This is a genomic window from Exiguobacterium sp. E17S (assembly GCF_057772545.1).
The window spans coordinates 786,384-804,481 of record NZ_JBYLRU010000001.1 but is presented as its reverse complement, the minus strand read 5'-3'; the positions used below and the strand labels follow the sequence as shown (position 1 = coordinate 804,481).

Here is an 18,098-nt window from a genome sequence, read left to right as displayed (position 1 = left end):
AAGGAAATAGCACTATTTCTCTTCTGAACAGGAAAGAAGAAATAGTTTTTTTGTTTTTAAAACTCGTATTTTAAATCCAATATTTCATTCCATACGTAAACCCTATAGAGGTTTATCAGAATTTCGAACCATGAGACAAAACAATGTAGTCAGTTTCGTATTTCATGGTACGATAACAGTGCAGTTTTGGGAAGGAATGGAGTGAGGATCGTGAGAATTACACAGTATACGGATTATGGATTACGTGTGTTGATGTACCTCGGGGTGCACCGGGATGTCATCACACCAATGCCGCAGATTGCAAATCATTATGGCATCTCATCCAACCATTTAATGAAGGTGACACAACAATTAGCGAAACTTGGCTATGTCGAATCAACAAGAGGTCGGTCAGGCGGACTCCGTTTGATTCGTGATCCAAAAGACATCAACATCGGGAAAGTCGTTCGGGAAATGGAACCGATGGATATCGTCGAGTGTTTTGGAAGCAACGGTCATTGTGTCATCGAACCAGGATGCCGTCTAAAAGGTGTGCTCGGACGAGCGCTTCGAGCTTTTATCCGGGAACTGGAACAGCATACATTAGAAGAATTGTTAAATAATCGTGATGAGTTGGCGCTCTTGTTTGCTGCCTCATCTTTACAGCGTTCCTAATCAAAAAACCCTCGTTTCCGTGAATGGAAGCGAGGGTTTTGTCATATCGATACTTATACGTCATCTTGGCGTTTCTTTGGTTCCACATGTTCTTTATTCTGGGACAAGTCGTCACGAACAGACGATTTCCACAACGGAACATTGCTGTAATATGCAGCACGAGCGATCAGATGTCCTCCAATCGGTGCTGTGATGAGCACGAACAGGATGCCGAGAACGACACGAGAGGAGAAGAATCCATCTTCAGTGACGAAATAGATGATGACGCCGATTAAAATCGACATGACACCTAATGTCGCGCTTTTAGATGCAGCGTGAGCACGCGTATAGACATCCGGTAAGCGGATCAGACCAAGCGCGGTGACGAGACTAAATCCCATACCGAGCAAGGCGAAGACCGCGACGATCAATTCATTGGTTGCGATCACGTTCGATGATCTCTCCTTTCTCGATATATTTTGAAAAGGCAACTGTACCGATGAAGGCGAGTATACCAATCAACAGGATGACTTCGAGGTAGTCGCTCGTCCGTAAGATGATCGAGACAAGTCCAACGATTGAAATCAAGCTGATACCAATTGAATCAAGCGCGATGACACGATCCGCAACACTTGGTCCTTTGATGACCCGGTAAAACAGACCAAGCATCGAGAGAAAGACACCCCCGAGTGCGATATAGATTAAAATATCGAACATCACCGACTCACCTCCAGAATGGCTTTCTCAAAACTATCACGTATCGAAGCGACCGCTTCATCGACCTCTGGCATGTGGAGTGCATGAATGTAGAGTGTCTTATTATCATCCGAGATATCAACGACAAGCGTTCCCGGTGTCAGCGTGATCAGCATTGACAGCAACGTGATTTGCCACGGTTGATCGAGTTCGGTCTCATAGGCGAAAATACCAGGTTGAATATCTAACTTCGGCTTTAAAATGATTTTCAAGACATCGATGTTCGCGACGACAAGCTCGTAGAGAAAGCGGAAAAACAATAGGACGAGTGCGACGACAGGTCCGAGATAAAAGCGACCTTTGAAGCCGCGACGGAAAGCGAACATCGCAATCAGCCCTAGCGCGTAACCGATGACGAAACCGGAGGCCGAGAAATTGTTTGAGAGAAACATCCACAAGAATGCAAGAAATAAGTTGAGCAAGACTTGAAATGCCATGAATTAACGACCTCCTTTTAGTACGGCATCGATATAGAGCGTTGGATTCGTCAACGGTTCGACGGCTTGTTGAATCAGTGGACGCATCGCCTCAGCACCTACTCCATAGAGAACGCTGAGCGCAACTAAGGCAATCGTAGGAACGAGCAGCTTTGGAACAAGCGCTTGTTTATCACCAGAATAGGTCTTCGGTGTTCCCCAAAAGGCACGCATGAACAATTGAAAGACCGAATACAAGACGAGTAGACTGGATAGTAGAACGATGATTGGTCCAATCAACTCACCGGCTTCAATACCACCACGAACAATCAGGAATTTCCCAATGAATCCGCTGAGCGGTGGAATCCCGGCAAGTGATAACGCCGCGATGAAGAACGTCCAACCTAATACAGGATAGGCTTTGATCATCCCGCCCATATCTTTCAGCTTACTCGAGCCGGCAATTCCGACCATGATTCCTACGAGTAGGAATAAAGCGGCTTTAATCAACATATCATGAAGAAGATAGAAAATCGCACCTTCTAGCGCTTGCGGTGTCATGAGGGAAACCCCGTACAAGATGACTCCGACTGCGACGATGATGTTGTAGATGATGATTTGCTTCGCATCTCGTGTCGCGAGCGCACCGATCACCCCGATGACGATCGTACTGAGCGCAAGGATACTTAAGATTTGATGAATCGTTCCAATCTCATTTGAGAAGAACAAACTATACGTCCGTAAAATCCCGTAGACTCCGACCTTCGTCAGCAAGGCACCGAACAGAGCAAGAATAGGCGTCGGTGGTACTTGATAAGAACCAGGTAACCAGAAGTAAAGCGGGAAGATTGCACCTTTTAATCCGAAGACGATCAAGAATAACAAGGCGATGACGTTTAGGATTGCCGGTTGTCCGACTTCTGAAATCTTTTGACTGATATCCGCCATGCTGAGCGATCCGATGATACCGTACAAGAAGGCAACCGTCATGACGAATAATGCGGACGAGATGACGTTAATCAAAAGATACTTCAGCGATTCTCGTAACTGTGCCGGTTTCCCGCCGAGAACGATCAAGACATAAGACGAAATCAGGAAAACTTCGAAGAAGACGAACATGTTAAAGATATCACCTGTCGTAAAGGCACCATTGACACCAACGAGCAGGAATTGAACGGCAATGAAATAGTAGTACCGTTGATAGGAAACGCTCAAGTAGACAATGGCATACCAGATGATACAAAGAACAAGAATGCTCGTCGTCGTGACGAGTAAAGCGGATAGCATGTCAGAGACAAGCGTGATACCAAAAGGTGCTGGCCAACTACCGAGTGTGACTGTTAAGATACCGTTCGACCGGACAGTCAGCACAAGATAGATGGAGGCACAGACAGTCAAAATCGTCGAAAAGAGGGAAACGATTCGTTGTCCTTTGAGGTGTCGCGGGAAAAACATCAAGATGACACCCGTCAACAACGGGATGATGATTGGTAATAACGGTAAGTTAATCATTCGAATCGGTTCCTTTCATTTCTTCGATATTATCGGTTCCGAGTTCTTGATAGGCACGATAAGCGAGTACCAAGAAGAAGGCAGTGACACCAAAGCTGATGACGATGGCGGTCAAGACGAGTGCTTGCGGTAGTGGATCCGTATAGGAAGTCACGCCGTCCTTTAAAACCGGAGCCGCGCCTCGTTTTAGTCCACCCATTGTCATGACAAGCAGATGGGCAGCGTGGCTGAGCAACCCTGTTCCGATGATAATGCGAAGAATACTTTTCGAAAGAATGAGATAAATGGCACACATCGTCAGGATGCCTGCGGCGATCGCATGATGATTTCCATATTAATCACTCTCCCCAATCGTTTGAATAATCGTCATCGTCACACCGACGACGACAAGATACACTCCAAGATCAAACAGCATCGCGGTGTGAAGCGATGTCTTGCCGAACAACGGCAGGTTGAAATAATCATGTGCATGTGTGAAGAACGGTACGTTGAACAGAAGCGCTCCTGACGCCGTCAGTACGGCAATCAACATACCGAGAGCCGTGATCCATTTGTAGTCGAATGGCAAAATCCGGCGCAATGTCTTGATATCGTAAGCAAGTAGGATCAAAACAAGAGCAGAAGCCGTCACGAGACCACCAATGAATCCGCCACCTGGCGTGTAGTGTCCAGCAAAGAACAAGTAGACAGCAAACAGGAAGATGATGAACGTGATAAAGGAAGTCGCGGACTCTAAGATGACGTCATTCGTATGCTTTTTTGCCTGCTTTTTCATTTATCCATCCCTCCTGTTCGTCTGAATTTAATCATCGTGTAAATACCGATTCCAGCCAGTGCGAGAACGGCAATCTCAAACAACGTATCGAAGCCACGGAAGTCGACGAGAATGACGTTGACCATATTACCGCCAGCGGCAAGATCAGCGACGTTATCGATGTAATACTTGGCGATTGAAGTAAACGATCGTTGGCTGAGAGAAGCAAGGGCGACGAGTGTCACTGTCAATCCGACGAGTGCCGAAATCAAGGCATTGCCGAGCTTGAACGGGATGCGTTCTTCTTTCCGGCTGATTTCCGGTAAACGATAGAAAACGAGCAGGAACAAAGCGACCGATACTGTCTCGATGACGAGTTGCGTTAAAGCAAGGTCTGGCGCTCGGAATAAGACGAAGAACAGAGCGACCGTATAACCTGTCACACCGAGCAAGATGATTGATGTCAGTCGTGAACGCGCAAAGGTGATCGAGAGTGCACTCGAAACGAGAACGAGTGCAAGGATGATCTCATACGCGTCAATCGTGCTGATGGGATCAACCGCGAAGCGGAAGGCATCAAACCCGTATAATGCCGTCAAAATCAAGATGACGATGAATCCGAAGATGTAGACGAGATACGACCGCATGTATCCGGTCATGACCGTATCATGGATCTTTGTCGAGGTCTGTTCACCACGGCGTAACAAAGCGTCATATTGATGATTTAAGGAGATGGCACGAGGCATCCGGTTATAGAGCGATTGCCAGCGCGGCAGTGTCTTATACAAGATGAACCCGACTGTAAAGATGAGTAACGTCAGGAAAAATTCTGGTTTGAATCCATGCCACATCGTAATGTGAACGTCAATCTTGCCACCGGCATCAACGACTTGCGGTAAGATTGCTTCGACTGCCGGTCGAATCAACGTATCCGATAATATATTCGGGAAGAGTCCGATGATGACGACGAGCGAGACGAGGACGAGAGGTGGAATCAACATTCCAATCGGTGCCTCGTGTGGTGCTTTCGGTAACTTGTCGTTTTGACGCTTACCGAAGAACGTTCTGCGGACGATCAAGATGCTATAGACGAATGTAAAGATACTTCCGACGACGGCGAGTACAGGAATGATCCAACCGTAAGACGGTAAGTGGAACAAGTCAGATCCTGAAACTTCAAGTACACCTGTCAAGAACATCTCTTTACTTAAGAAACCATTGAATGGTGGAATCCCCGCCATCGAAAGGGTCCCGATCATCGCAATCGTCATCGAAATCGGCATGAGTTGCGCAAGACCACCGAGCTTCCGAATGTCGCGAGTACCAGTCTCGTGATCGATGATTCCCGCCATCATGAAGAGACTGCCTTTAAACGTCGCGTGGTTGATCAGGTGGAAGATCGCAGCGACTGTCGCAATCGTATATAATCCGTCATCTAACGCGTCGACGTGCAAGGCAGCTGCTCCGAGTCCAAGTAATGACATGATCAATCCAAGCTGAGAAATCGTCGAGTAAGCAAGGATTCCCTTTAAATCATGTTGTTTCACCGCATTGAGTGAACCCCAGAATAAGGTGAATATTCCGACAGATGAGACGAGATAGAACCAGAGCGACTCATCCGCAAAAATCGGACTGAAACGAGCGACAAGATACAACCCTGCCTTGACCATCGTTGCCGAGTGCAAGTAGGCGCTGACAGGGGTCGGTGCTTCCATCGCATCTGGTAACCAGATGTGGAACGGAAATTGAGCCGATTTCGTGAAGGCGGCTAGCAAGAATAAAACAAGGGCGACCGTAAAGAAGGGTTCACCTTGAATCGACTCAAGCGACGCATAGGTCTCACGAATACTTAACGATCCACTGAGTGTAGAGAGAATCGCGATTCCCCCAAGCATCGCTAATCCACCAAAGACGGTGATCAGCATCGATTTTTGAGCGCCGTAACGAGAACGTTCCCGCTCGTACCAGTAGGCGATCAATAAGAACGACGAAATCGACGTTAATTCCCAGAACAGATAGAGGACGATCATGTTATCTGACAGTACGACCCCAAGCATGGCGGTCATGAACATCAACAGATAGACATAAAATGTTCCGAGTGATTCTTTTTTCGCATCTAAATAAAAAATCGAATAAAGAACGACGAGTGAGCCGATTCCTGTGATCAATAGTGCGAACAATAAGCCGAGTCCGTCAAGATACGTGACGAAATCGATACCAAGCGATGGTATCCACGGCATGCGTGCCGTAAAGGTCTCACCTGACATCGTACCAGGGAGAAAGCGGCTGAAATACGAAACGAGCAGTACAGGTACGACAAGTACAAACCAACCGGTATGAATGTTCGGAAGGCGTTTCGCTAGAAGCGGAATGAAAAGACTGATCAATATGGGCAGTAAAATAGCCCCGTGCATCACGGACACGAAATTCCCTCCTTTGTGACATCGACGACCAAAAATGAAAAAGGGACGCGAACGCAAGCTGTTGAAGCTCGGAACTGTCCAGTAGAAGACACGATTCATTTTGTTCGTCGAAGATGTTTCTGAATCAAGTATAGCGTACTTTTTTCCTTCTTGCATGACGTGAAGCGTTGAAGCATAAGGGATAGAGCCATTTTTTCTCTTGATTATTAAATATGTAGGAACACGGCAGAAATAGGCTGAAAATTTTTTTGATTTTTTTCAAAAAACACGTGGATCCATGAGAAGAATGATTCAAACTCAAGGAACGCGGGTACATTTATCTAGAGCACAACTAATGACCATAGAGGGGGAACTTTCATGCGAGCAACATTCAAGACAGGTGTTATTTTAGGTGGTCTAGCAGCGATTGCGACAATCGCCTATCAACAATACCAACAACGAAAATCGACTTCAGATGATATTGACCATCGTCCAAGTGTCGACGCGAAACGCGATCCGGCTGAAGTCGGACTGACACAACTGGATTCCATTCATCGGGCAGATTGGCAAGCGAATGGATTCCCACAAACACACGCAGAACTCGAACGCCTCGAGCGAGAAGAAAATTAAAAAAGCACGTCTCTCAAATGAGAGACGTGTTTTATGGTCATTAAGCACTTGTTGTGACTAGGGCACGTGTCCGTTCACTGTGTGCAGTATAAGAAGAGAGATGTTCGAATTGATAAAGCGTTAAGGTCGCTGTGCGACGTTGACCGGTACTCGATTCAAGCATTAAATAAGCTTCATTGAAGTCCGTACCACCACCATCATAGCGGATGTGTGCCGTAATCGTTCGTCCATCTGTTGTCTGCATATAAATATCGTAACCTCCGAAATCAACGCGCTTAAAGCTAGTTGCCTCGCTTACGATGTGTTTGAATGTTTCAATTAAAGAATATGTCATCGTTCGTTCCTCCTTTTATTTCTTCAAAGCAAAATAAGTTATAATCAACTCCGAATATTACTATTCCCATTAAATACAAGAAATAAACATCACAAATGAATCTTTTTTTATTCTTGTTATGAAACGCGTTTCATACTTTATGATAAAAACAGACGGTGCGTGACCGATTTCGGGCGTTAACCGATACAGAAACTATAATTAAAAAGACAAGGGGATGGTCGTGACCATCCCCTTGTCTTTTTAATTATAGTTCTACGTTATGGTAGACCTGTTGCACATCCTCAAGATCTTCCAGTGCATCGATCATTTTCTCGAATTGTGCGACGTCGTCTTCAGACAACGCGACTTCGTTTTGGGCGAGCATGACCAGTTCGGCAAGTGAGAACTCAGTAATGCCTGCAGCTTTCAACGCTTCTTGTACAGCATGGAATTGTTCCGGCTCAGCGTAGATGATGACAGATTCGTCTTCTTCGAGGATATCGCGCACATCAATATCCGCTTCCATCATCAATTCGAGAACGTCATCTGCAGTTTTACCTTCAAACGCAAAGATTGCCGTCGCATCGAACATATAAGCGACGGATCCGCTCACGCCCATGTTTCCGCCATTTTTTCCGAATGCAGCGCGAACGTCAGAAGCCGTCCGGTTCACGTTGTTCGTCAACGTTTCGACGATGACCATTGAACCGCTTGGACCGAATCCTTCATGCTTCATACCGCTCACGCGTCCAATTGTAGATATGACTCGTCACGGTCCGACCGTCGATTCGTTCTAAGACGAATGGTCGATCTAGAACATGCGTAAAGCCTACTTTTTCAACGACACGACGTGATTGGTCGTTGAAATCAAAATGCCCGCACCAGACGATATCGATCGGCAGTTCCCGGAAGATGAAATCAAGTATTGCTTCGACGATTTCCGGCATCCGCCCTTCTCCCCAGTAATCAGGTGCGAGGACATAGCCGATCTCGACTTGACGGTCATGGGTGATTGATTCGTCCGGACGACGATTGAAGTGAAACCCGAAGCTCCCGATCACTTCACCGGTTTCTTTATCGGTCACAGCATATTCGCCAGGTGACGCTTGGAAAATGCCAATCACTTCCCGACTCTCGTCAAGTGACGCGTGCGGTGCCCAGCCTGCTTTTGGTCCAACATTTGGATCCTTCGCGTATGCATATAAGGCTGCCACATCTTCATCCTGCCAACGGCGTAACAGGTGCCGTGGCGTTTCGATAGTATCTGGTAAGTTCATCTGTATTCCCCCTTATTAAGATGCGTTTCGCTCTCGTTCGACCGATTCCTTCACGAACAGACTCGTATAGACTAATCCAAAGCCCGTTAAGAGGATCAATCCGATGTATACACTCATCATCGATGGGATCAAGAAGGTCCCGACGAGAATCGTCGACCGAGAAAGTAAGTCCGCTCCAGCAAACGACGTTCCCGCGAACGCTGAGTACGCCCCACGTTGATCGGCTGGCATCATGTTTGCTTTTTGTGTGTTCAAGACCGGAGAGTAGAGCAACTCGCCGATCGTTGCGATGAAGATGAAGACCATCAGTGCCGTCATGCTGTTGGCACTCGTCACGACGACGTAGCCGATCGTGTACAGTATGAGACCCGCAGCGAGCGTCCGGCGCGGAGACAAACGCTTCGCTAGTCGCTGGACGATGAACGTCAACGTAACGACGAGCAACGTATTTTCGATGTTGATGATACTCATCATCCGGACCCCGTTGATCGACCACCCGGCAAATGATAGCGGTTCGAACGAATCGGCGAGTCGGACGGCAACATAACTGCCCATCGAAAACTCAGCCGCTAAGATACACATCGAACCAAAGACGACCTTAACGAACGGGCGGTCCCGCCAAGCGAGCTGATAGCTCGTGAAGATATCCGTGAGGACACCACGTAGTTTTTGGCGCTGCCACGTCCGTGGCGTGTCGTCGAGAAACAGGTAGTACGCAATCGGTAAAACGGACGACGTGAAGCTTAAGATCCCGAACAACAGCAGTTGATTACTGACGTAGAGCCAGCCCCCGAGCGCCGTACCGATGGCGATCGAGAGATTGATCAGCCAGTAGTCAAGCGCATAAACCGCTTGGCGGTTTTCCTTCGTCGTTGCATCGATGATAATTGCGCTCATTGCCGTCGACCAAGATTACTCGTCACCGAGAAGACAGCGTAGATGACCATGAACAACAGCATCCAATCGAATGTCAACGAAATCGTCATTGTGATGAACGTCAGCGCTGTGAGCGCAGAAGTCGTGACAAGCAGACGTTTACGGGAAAAGCGGTCGGCAAGATATCCGCCGAGTAGATTCGTGATGAAGCTGACGAAGACCATCGCGATCAAAAATGCACCGGCGATGACTTCGTTGAATGCCTGGACGAACAAGAGGGCCATGAACGGCATGATGGAGAACGAGACAGCCCGGTTGAAAAACGATGTGATAAGACGTACTTTAATTGGTTTCGGTATTTCTTTCCATTTCATATTGTCACCTTCCATTCTCTACCTGTATCATAAACAAGACAAGACGCATAAAAAATGGACGTCATTCAAAAAAGATGTCCCCTTTTTAAGGAGGAGAAGTACGATGGATGCTTATCTTTTTATGTTATGGAAGACTTGCCGAAATGGACATTACTCGATTGCGACGCTTGCCGACGCCATCCATCTCAGTCCTAAACAAACGAAACGATATCTCAATAAATGGCAGGAAGACGGTTGGATTGGTTACACGAGTGGTCGCGGACGAGGCAACTTAAGTGAACTCGTCTGGTTGCGCCACGTTGAACGGGAATATGCGAAACGGATGCTCGAGCGGATTGACCGTGACTCGATCGAATCGGTGACGGAGGAATTGACGTGGGACTGGTCGCCGGCGCAAGCCGGACGCTTCATGCGGCAACTGGAACGAAAATTCGGCTATACACAGACGACGTCTGATGCGTTACTGATTCCGCGAAAACGAAACTTCCTGACGACCCACCCGTTAGAAGCAGCCGATATCCATAGTGCCCATCTCGTCCAGAACGTCTTCAACCGGCTGTTTACGATCGACGTCGACGGCAATATTCAAGGTGAACTGGCGCATCACTATGTCTGGAACGGGGCGACGCTCAGTCTCTTCTTGCGGAAGGACGTCCGCTTTCATGACGGCTCGCTCCTGACGAGTAAGGAAGTGACGAAGAGCCTGCGTGCCTTGATTGCTTATACGGCTTACGCTTATTCCTACCGGCACGTGAAAAAGATCGTCTCGAACGGTCCGTACCGGGTCGACCTCACACTCGATCAGCGCCGGAGTTCAATTTTGCCGCAACTTGCCTCGATACATACGAGCATCATCAAGGATGGCATTGGGACAGGACCGTTCCAACTGACGCAACATGACGACAAGAAAACCGTTCTGACAGCGTTCCCGAATTACTTTGGCATCCGTGCCCTGCTCGACCGGATTGAGTTCATCCAGATGCCGGAGCAATATGACCCGGTCTACCGGACATCGGCATCTGACTCTAGTCCGATTGATACGATCGCAACGCAATCCGGATTTGGTCTTGTCTTGCTCCATCCACGCGCCGGTGGTCCGTTTGAATCCAAAGCCGCGCGTCATTATATCCACCGGCTCGTCGCGGAAGTCCGTAGTGGCATTCATGACTTCCATGAACGGGCACAACCGAACGACTGTGGTTTTCTTGAGTCCTATAGTCAACCGTATACTGTCCCGGATGGTCCTGCCGTCTTTTTCACGCAACCGATCCGAATCAAGCTGACTGACTTTACGGACAAGGTGACACGCTGGCTCTGTCAGCGATTTGATCAAGACGGGATTCCGTATGAGTTCGTCGAGGTCGGATTTGAAGAGAGCATCACGGATTTTCATGTCTACGATACGATCGATCTCGCCATCCATGCCGAAGTGTTCGAGCGAAATATCCAGTACGCCTTTTATCAGTTCATGACGAACACGTTCTCACCACCAATCCGACTGTTTCAGCAGATACCAGAGATGTTGAAATCGATCGAACAATATGACGCGACACCGTTCGAAGACTGGCTCCCGATTCATCAAACGATCGAGCGTTACTTGATCGACGAATCGTACTTCATCCCGTTCTATCACGATACACGATTGATTCCGTATCCGATCGAGCTGCAAAACATCACGATTGACTCGTTCGGTTACTTTGATTTCTCGAAGCTCTGGATTTCCAACCAATCGTGACGAATCGTTGACGAAATCTTGACCTGCTTGTGACAAAACGCACTTTATTCTTTAATCTAGTATTTTAAATGTTGTATTAAAGTTGAGGCTGCGAAATACTAAGACTGTCTTCATTACATAGAGAAAAGGAAGTGGTCTTATGTTATCAACCTCTACCATTCAAATCGTTCAATCGACTGTTCCAGTCCTCGCGTCGCACGGTGCCGCGATCACGAAAGTCTTTTATCAGCGCTTGTTTCAGGCTCATCCGGAACTGAAACACGTCTTCAATCAATCGAATCAACGAAGCGACCGCCAATCGCAAGCACTCGCGACCGCCGTGTATGCCGCTGCTGCTCACATCAATCAACTCGAGACGTTAAAGCCGGTCTTATTACCTGTGCTCCATAAACACCGTAGTCTACAAATCAAACCGGAGATGTATCCCATCGTCGGACACGAATTACTCGGGGCGATGCAAGAAGTCTTAGGAGAAGCCGCAACGCCAGACATCTTGCGCGCGTGGGGAGAAGCATATGGGGAGATTGCCAATCTGTTCATCACGCTTGAAGCCGAACTTTACGCACAGGATGAACAAGCAAAAGGTTTTTCCGGATATCAGACAGTCGAGATTTCGGATGTCGAGGAACAAGCCGATGGGATTCGCGCCTTGACCTTCCGCACGGACGATCCACTCCCCGCTTATCGAGCCGGACAATACATTACGGTGCGGATTCAAGACAAAGATGGCTTATGGCACAATCGTCAATACAGTCTGACGACGGCATCGAACACGGAGACATATACGATTGGTGTCAAACGAGAAGGCATCGTCTCGGACTATTTACATGCAGCGCAAGTCGGTGACACGGTATTGATCAGTGCGCCAGCGGGTGCCTTCACACTCGATGCGTCAGACGAACCAGTCGTTCTGATTGCCGGTGGGATCGGGATCACACCGATACTTGCGATGGCAGACGAAGCGTTAGCTGCTGGTCGCCATGTAACGTTACATCACGCCGTCCAAGACGAACGCAATCGTCCATTTAACGAACAACTCGTTATGCTTGAGCAGCGCGGCGCGCGCGTCATTCGTTACGCGGAGCATCAGGCGACAGATCAGGCAGGTCGCCTTTCGAAAGACGTTATCGCAAGCATCACGGATCTGACATACGTCTGTGGTCCGGAAGCGATGATTCAATATGTGATCGAACACTTCACGGTATCACCAGATAAACTGCATTACGAAATCTTTGGACCAACACTTGCCTTTTCAGCAGAAACTCCAGTTGCTCAATAAAAAACATCCCGCTTTCTTTGACACGTGTCAAGGAGAGCGGGATGTTTGATTAGAGGGGCAATCGTTCTGACAACGGGCGGACCAAAACGACGTCCGTCGCCATTCGGTTATCGCGGCGTGGTTCATCGACCGGTTCGATCGTCCAGTTTTTTGCGTGAAGCGTATTCAAGGCACGCGCTAAGTCGTACATCGAATAGCGATCGTTACCGTTCAACTGATAAAGACCTGCTTCGTGTTCAAGTAAAATCGTAACGAGCGCTTCAGCCGTATCTTCAAGCACCGAACTCGACGGATACCAATGCCGACTCGCTCGAATGACGCCGTGCTGTTTCATCTCGTTCGTGAAGAAATCGACCATGTTGTTCGAACCAGCTTCCGCCCCGATCTGCCAGCCGATCCGGACGATCTTCGCTTGTGGATCGATTGCTTGAATTGCTTGCTCGCAAGCAATCTTGTAGGCACCATATTCATCGGTCGCGTCCGGTACCGCGTCCTTTTCGATCGGTGCCGGCACGTCGTCCGAGAAAACAGACACCGTACTCGTGAAGAAGAACGGAATCTCGTATTCCTGGCACAAGCGGACGAGCGCTTCCGTCCAACTGACGGACCCCATCCCGATATGTAAGAAATAATCTGGTCGTTCCGTTTCTAAAAACGTGCGCATCGCGGATTCGTCAGTCGTCGAGACTTTCGTCCGATCCCAGGCGACTGTCTCGATGTCGTGCTTTGCTAAGACGTCCGCAACGACGGGTGCTACCGTTCCGTTCATACCTGTAATGATTGCTTTCATTGTGATTCATCCCCCTTATTTTCAATCGAAACTTCATAAAATCACTTGCTACTTCAGTTTACACGGAAAGTGTTGATTTAACGAATCTAAGTCATTCTCCTAGACCATGCATGCCTCAAATGAAAAAAGCGTCCGCTATCCGATCTAATATCGGCGAGCAGACGCACTATTTAGTTCATGATTACTCCGAAACGCCTTCCGTTTCCATTCGACGCCACAGTACATTCAAGAAGACCGTCATCCCACTGATCGGAATCAAAAACAATAACGCCGTGATCCATAAACTCTCCATCGACTCCACTCCTCATCGTTCATTTCTATCTCTAGTGTATAAGAGTGCGAAACCGCTTACCTCCACCTCAAGGCGGATATTTCATCCGACCTTGTCCTGTCGTACCTCAGTAAAGGAAACGGTACGATGAAGAAGTAACCAGATACTGGTCATCACAAGACCACTTAAGGCAAAGAACAGAAAGACGAACGAGACGCTAAAGAACGACGTCAAGTACGACGACAATCCGTAACAGAGCGCGGAACATGCCGTTGATGCAGCGACCATCGCCGTACGGACCCGGCCGAGCAAATGCGCAGGCGTCGAGCGTTGCAACAAGGTCGCAAATGGAATCCCGAATAACGTCAGCGCCATGCCGAGCAAGACGAACCCACTAACTGCCACTGGAACGGATGAGACATAGGCAACGATTGCAATCGCGAGTCCTTGCAGTACGACTGCGATCCGAAACAGCTTATCCTGTCTGATCGAGACGACCCACTTGCCGTAAAGGAGCGACATCGTGATCCCCCCGATCACCGTCGCTAGTTCGAGTGCAGAAAACGTCTGGGCATTTCCCGATAAGACATTCTTGGCATATGGAGCAAGTAAGGTATTCATCGGTGTGATCATCCAGTTCGCGAGGACCGCACAACCAAGGATCCATTTCAGGCGACCGTCACGGACGACGTGACTGATCCCTTCGAGCAACGCTTCGCGGTACGATCCTTGACGCGCCCCTTCTGCGACTTGCCCTGACATATGTCGAACGAGTAACCAGGCGACGAGATGCAGACCAAGATCAAGCCATAAGATACTCGCAATCGAAAAACGGGCGATCATCATCCCACCAAGCAAGAATCCGCTTAACGTCCCGATTCGTTCAATCGTTGCGAGATACGCATTTGCTTGCGGTAATTGGTCATCTTCGACTAAATCAACGACCCATGTGAAGACGGCATTGCCACCAATGATTTGTAAAATCGTCTGAACGACGAGTAAGCCGAGTAACCACGGCAGGACGACGTCCGTCATCCCGATTCCTGCTAACGTAATACCAAGTGCAAGCAATCGAATGAGCAACGACATTTGGTACAACGATGCACTGACGAACCGGTCGATCCATGGTCCGACGAACGTTGAAACGAGAAAACGAATCAAGAATACACCAGTCGCAATCAGGGCGACGCCAGAAGCACTGATCTCTTCCGCGCTCAACCAGTAGATCGCGATATAAACGAAACTCGTCCCGACGGTCGATAACAAATCCGAGACATACATAAAACGAAACGCACGTGACATGATGCTTTATTCCTTTCCTAAAACGACTTCTTGTCTATCTTACAATTTTTCTCAATTGCTGCACATTCTTTTTTCGTCATCACATCGTCATCGTCTGTTAAGGCATTCTTACCCGTCTGTAACAGAGCCGACATGTTCATTCGCTATACTAAAACGCATAGGGAGGTGAAGATCCATGAAAACGCAAACGCGTTATGACTATGAAACCGAACAGGAACAGGTCGACGTCCCATCCGAGGCACGTCTAGGCTACTACTTTCTTTTGATCGTCCTGCCGCTTGGTCTCGCGCATCTTGTCCAGTCGCTTGCTCCTTCGCCGGATCAACACCACTCGTCCGTATTGACGGGTTTGACGTTCTTATCCATCGTCTTTTTCATGTACTTAGGTAACCGAGCTGCTGGAAATGCCAAAACGACCTTTTTCGGATACTCGATGTTCTTGAGTATCAGTCTGTTCGCGACGCTGTTTCTACCAACGGTGCCGATCATTTAAGCATAAGCAAACGAGCACACGTCCGATTTGGACGCGTGCTCGTTTTTTTAATGCGTATGCGATTCGTGTTTGCCGTCACAATACAACGTATTGCCATGTGCGTGCTGATCCGTCTCGACCTGGATGGTCGCGTGGTTAATACCGACGTGTTTCAAATCGTGATCAATCTGTTCGCGAATCGACTCTGACTCCCGGACGGTCATGTCCTCCTTGACGACGACGTGACACGATAATGCGTTATAGCCACTCGTGATCGACCAGATGTGCAGATCATGTAGTCCGAGGACGGCTTCGTTCGTCTGAATCGTCGAAACGACCTCATCGATGTCGACATCGCTCGGCGTTCCTTCCATCAAGACGTGAACGGATGCCTTCGTCACGTAATAGCCGCTCCGTAAGACGAGGATCGCCACGATGACACTCGCCAGTGGATCCGCCCATCCCCAACCGGAGAACATGATCAGAAGAGCAGCTGCAATCGCACCGACCGATCCAAGCATGTCGCTTAAGACATGCAGATAGGCACCGCGCATGTTGAGGTTGTGCTCATGTCCACCGCCACGTGTCATGATCCAAGCAACGAAAATGTTGACGAGCAAGCCAAGGACACTGATGATCAGCATCCCGGTCGTTGCGACAGCGGGTGGATCGATGAAGCGCTGGATGGCTTCAATGAAAATATAGAGTGCGATGACGATCAGCGTCACTCCATTTATGATAGCGGCTAAGATTTCAAAGCGTTTTGAACCGAACGTCTTACTCGCATCCGGTGCTTGACTCGAAAACTGGAAGGCTAACAAAGCAATCGCAAGTGAAATCGAATCACTTAACATGTGCCCTGCGTCCGATAACAACGCGAGACTGTTCGTCCAAATCCCGCCGATGACCTCGACGATCATGAACGCGGTGATGATCAGGAACGACAGGCCTAGTACCTTTTTATTGTCGGTATGATGATGGTGGTGATGATGATCATGTGCCATGACGTTGCCTCCTTTTACCTTACATTCAAATGTCTATTTGAATTATAACGTGCCTCCGTTCTGTGGTCAACGGGCTCATCTGTTATATCCCACGCCTTTACTCTTCCAAAACGACTCATCTGACTAAACAAAAAAACGATGCCCACTGCCATCGCTTTTTCCATATCCTTTTCAAATAAACGACCGGAAATCCTCTGTTTGCTGCTCGAGTTGTCGTGCGACCTCTTCGATTGCGGTAAAGCGTTGCATCGTTTCTTTTACCGTCGCAAGGCTCGACGCGACTTCGAGATGGGACGCTTCAATCTTTTTCATCATCGCCATGATTTGACGGTTCATCGTTTCCGTATTCGTGCGTACTTCGACAACTGCACTGCCGACTAAATCCGATAAGTTTTTGACTTCACTGGCAACAACGGTAAAGCCTTTACCGTGTTCCCCAGCCCGTGCCGCTTCGATTGCCGCATTCAGAGACAACAGGTTCGTCCGGGCCGCAATCTCCTTGATCGTATCAGCAATCTTCGTGATCTCGATGGCTTGGTCATACAGTGTTTCGAATGTCTGTTGGTTTTCTGCCGTTTCACTCGCGATCGTGGTCATCGTCTCTTGAAGCTGGGTGCCCTCTTTCGATCCTTGAACCGATTGCAGATTCAGTCCTTCAGCAAGCGTCTGGAAGCTTTTCGCATATCCTTGTACACGATCGATCCGGTCCGTGATGTTACTGGCGATCTTGACGACACCGACGACCTCTTCTCCTTCAAAAATCGGCATGTAGGTTGCTTCAAGCCATAAGATGTCGCCCCGGGCATCGACCCGTTTGATTTTATCCGCTGTACTGAAGCCCGAAAACAGGCGTGTCCAAAAGTCCTGATACTCACGGCTGTTCGCGAATTCTGGTGTACAAAACGTATGGTGCTGTAAGCCAATCATCTCGTCTCGTTTATATTTCATCGTTTTCGCAAACAAGTCATTGACGTCGACGACGCGTCGTTGGCGATCAAAACAAATCATCGCGACGTTTGCTTCCAGGCTCGATAAAATCGCTGGAGATCGTAATGGTCTCGGTAAGGTTTCATTCATGGTGTCATTAACTCCTTCTATGTATCATTCATGTTCTATGACAGTTTTATACAAGAACAATCTGTACCTATCTATCGTCATCGATTGATCTTTTTTATAGCTGAATTGGCGATTATCCAAGTTGATTTTTCGCGAAAACGAAATCACTTCTATAAAAATTTTGTGACAGTTACAAACGTTACACCATGGCATTGTCAAAAAGTGTAGTAGATGCTACATTTAATT

Annotated in this window: 18 protein-coding genes and 2 pseudogenes; 5 read left to right on the top strand and 15 right to left on the bottom strand. The window is 48.2% G+C overall.

Annotated elements, in window-relative coordinates:
- Nucleotides 1-210 precede the first annotated feature (210 nt).
- Nucleotides 211-654, top strand: coding sequence for an Rrf2 family transcriptional regulator (locus tag AC3B4V_RS04275; RefSeq protein ID WP_488377880.1), 444 nt, complete (start codon nucleotides 211-213; stop codon nucleotides 652-654).
- Nucleotides 655-707: 53 nt separating this feature from the next.
- On the opposite strand, the gene mnhG is transcribed toward AC3B4V_RS04275, so the two are convergent.
- The 7 genes from mnhG to AC3B4V_RS04240 are packed head-to-tail and all read right to left on the bottom strand — an operon-like array spanning nucleotide 708 to nucleotide 6,494.
- Nucleotides 708-1,082 carry a monovalent cation/H(+) antiporter subunit G gene (gene mnhG / locus AC3B4V_RS04270; protein ID WP_023468544.1) on the bottom strand — a complete coding sequence of 125 codons (375 nt, stop codon included), beginning with the start codon at nucleotides 1,080-1,082 and terminating at the stop codon, nucleotides 708-710.
- A complete protein-coding gene (locus AC3B4V_RS04265) occupies nucleotides 1,066-1,302 on the bottom strand; it encodes a Na(+)/H(+) antiporter subunit F1 (RefSeq protein WP_369792030.1) in 237 nt (78 codons plus the stop codon). The genes mnhG and AC3B4V_RS04265 overlap by 17 nt, the downstream gene beginning before the upstream one ends.
- Nucleotides 1,303-1,349: 47 nt before the next feature.
- The gene (locus AC3B4V_RS04260) at nucleotides 1,350-1,826 is read right to left on the bottom strand and encodes a Na+/H+ antiporter subunit E (RefSeq protein ID WP_023468542.1); all 477 of its coding nucleotides are present in this window, start codon (nucleotides 1,824-1,826) and stop codon (nucleotides 1,350-1,352) included.
- Between the two features lie 3 nt (nucleotides 1,827-1,829).
- Nucleotides 1,830-3,317, bottom strand: coding sequence for a Na+/H+ antiporter subunit D (locus AC3B4V_RS04255; protein WP_488377879.1), 1,488 nt, complete (start codon nucleotides 3,315-3,317; stop codon nucleotides 1,830-1,832).
- Nucleotides 3,310-3,612, bottom strand: coding sequence for a Na(+)/H(+) antiporter subunit C (locus AC3B4V_RS04250; RefSeq protein ID WP_488377878.1), 303 nt, complete (start codon nucleotides 3,610-3,612; stop codon nucleotides 3,310-3,312). Before AC3B4V_RS04250 ends, AC3B4V_RS04255 begins: the two co-directional genes overlap by 8 nt.
- A gap of 39 nt (nucleotides 3,613-3,651) precedes the next feature.
- A complete protein-coding gene (locus tag AC3B4V_RS04245; RefSeq protein ID WP_214854251.1) occupies nucleotides 3,652-4,092 on the bottom strand; it encodes a Na(+)/H(+) antiporter subunit B in 441 nt (146 codons plus the stop codon).
- The gene (locus AC3B4V_RS04240; protein WP_488377877.1) at nucleotides 4,089-6,494 is read right to left on the bottom strand and encodes a Na+/H+ antiporter subunit A; all 2,406 of its coding nucleotides are present in this window, start codon (nucleotides 6,492-6,494) and stop codon (nucleotides 4,089-4,091) included. Before AC3B4V_RS04240 ends, AC3B4V_RS04245 begins: the two co-directional genes overlap by 4 nt.
- A 357-nt stretch (nucleotides 6,495-6,851) precedes the next feature.
- Here AC3B4V_RS04240 and AC3B4V_RS04235 point away from each other — a divergent pair, with 357 nt between their 5' ends.
- On the top strand, nucleotides 6,852-7,103 hold the full coding sequence (locus tag AC3B4V_RS04235) for a hypothetical protein (protein WP_029341919.1): 252 nt from the start codon (nucleotides 6,852-6,854) through the stop codon (nucleotides 7,101-7,103).
- 40 nt (nucleotides 7,104-7,143) lie between these two features.
- Here the strand turns inward: AC3B4V_RS04235 and AC3B4V_RS04230 are convergent, their stop codons facing one another.
- The 4 genes and pseudogenes from AC3B4V_RS04230 to AC3B4V_RS04215 all read right to left on the bottom strand — a co-directional run bounded on the left by AC3B4V_RS04230 (nucleotide 7,144) and on the right by AC3B4V_RS04215 (nucleotide 9,943).
- Complete coding sequence (locus AC3B4V_RS04230) at nucleotides 7,144-7,437, bottom strand: hypothetical protein (RefSeq protein ID WP_023468536.1); 294 nt, start codon at nucleotides 7,435-7,437, stop codon at nucleotides 7,144-7,146.
- Between the two features lie 244 nt (nucleotides 7,438-7,681).
- Nucleotides 7,682-8,152, bottom strand: a pseudogene (locus AC3B4V_RS04225) (YebC/PmpR family DNA-binding transcriptional regulator); the annotation flags it as partial.
- Nucleotides 8,142-8,693, bottom strand: coding sequence for a GNAT family N-acetyltransferase (locus AC3B4V_RS04220; RefSeq protein ID WP_488377876.1), 552 nt, complete (start codon nucleotides 8,691-8,693; stop codon nucleotides 8,142-8,144). The pseudogene AC3B4V_RS04225 and the gene AC3B4V_RS04220, both read right to left, overlap by 11 nt.
- 15 nt (nucleotides 8,694-8,708) lie before the next feature.
- Nucleotides 8,709-9,943: pseudogene (locus tag AC3B4V_RS04215) on the bottom strand (MDR family MFS transporter).
- A gap of 103 nt (nucleotides 9,944-10,046) precedes the next feature.
- Between AC3B4V_RS04215 and AC3B4V_RS04210 the strand changes: the two are divergent.
- Nucleotides 10,047-11,678: an ABC transporter substrate-binding protein gene (locus AC3B4V_RS04210; RefSeq protein ID WP_488377875.1), complete on the top strand. Its 1,632-nt coding sequence runs from the start codon at nucleotides 10,047-10,049 to the stop codon at nucleotides 11,676-11,678.
- A gap of 139 nt (nucleotides 11,679-11,817) precedes the next feature.
- Complete coding sequence (locus AC3B4V_RS04205) at nucleotides 11,818-12,957, top strand: globin domain-containing protein (protein WP_488377874.1); 1,140 nt, start codon at nucleotides 11,818-11,820, stop codon at nucleotides 12,955-12,957.
- A gap of 49 nt (nucleotides 12,958-13,006) precedes the next feature.
- Here AC3B4V_RS04205 and AC3B4V_RS04200 read toward each other — a convergent pair whose 3' ends face one another.
- Both AC3B4V_RS04200 and AC3B4V_RS04195 read right to left on the bottom strand, forming a co-directional pair.
- Nucleotides 13,007-13,747 (bottom strand): sugar nucleotide-binding protein, encoded by a 741-nt coding sequence (locus tag AC3B4V_RS04200; protein WP_488377873.1) that lies wholly within the window; start codon nucleotides 13,745-13,747, stop codon nucleotides 13,007-13,009.
- Nucleotides 13,748-14,120: 373 nt separating this feature from the next.
- Nucleotides 14,121-15,320, bottom strand: a complete 1,200-nt coding sequence (locus AC3B4V_RS04195) for an MFS transporter (RefSeq protein ID WP_488377872.1) — start codon at nucleotides 15,318-15,320, stop codon at nucleotides 14,121-14,123.
- Nucleotides 15,321-15,495: 175 nt separating this feature from the next.
- On the opposite strand from AC3B4V_RS04195, the gene AC3B4V_RS04190 reads away from it, so the two are divergent.
- Nucleotides 15,496-15,813, top strand: coding sequence for a hypothetical protein (locus AC3B4V_RS04190; RefSeq protein ID WP_023468204.1), 318 nt, complete (start codon nucleotides 15,496-15,498; stop codon nucleotides 15,811-15,813).
- 47 nt (nucleotides 15,814-15,860) lie between these two features.
- Here AC3B4V_RS04190 and AC3B4V_RS04185 read toward each other — a convergent pair whose 3' ends face one another.
- A complete protein-coding gene (locus AC3B4V_RS04185) occupies nucleotides 15,861-16,796 on the bottom strand; it encodes a cation diffusion facilitator family transporter (protein WP_488377871.1) in 936 nt (311 codons plus the stop codon).
- A 171-nt stretch (nucleotides 16,797-16,967) separates the two neighbouring features.
- On the bottom strand, nucleotides 16,968-17,873 hold the full coding sequence (locus AC3B4V_RS04180) for a methyl-accepting chemotaxis protein (RefSeq protein WP_481265610.1): 906 nt from the start codon (nucleotides 17,871-17,873) through the stop codon (nucleotides 16,968-16,970).
- Nucleotides 17,874-18,098: the final 225 nt, after the last annotated feature.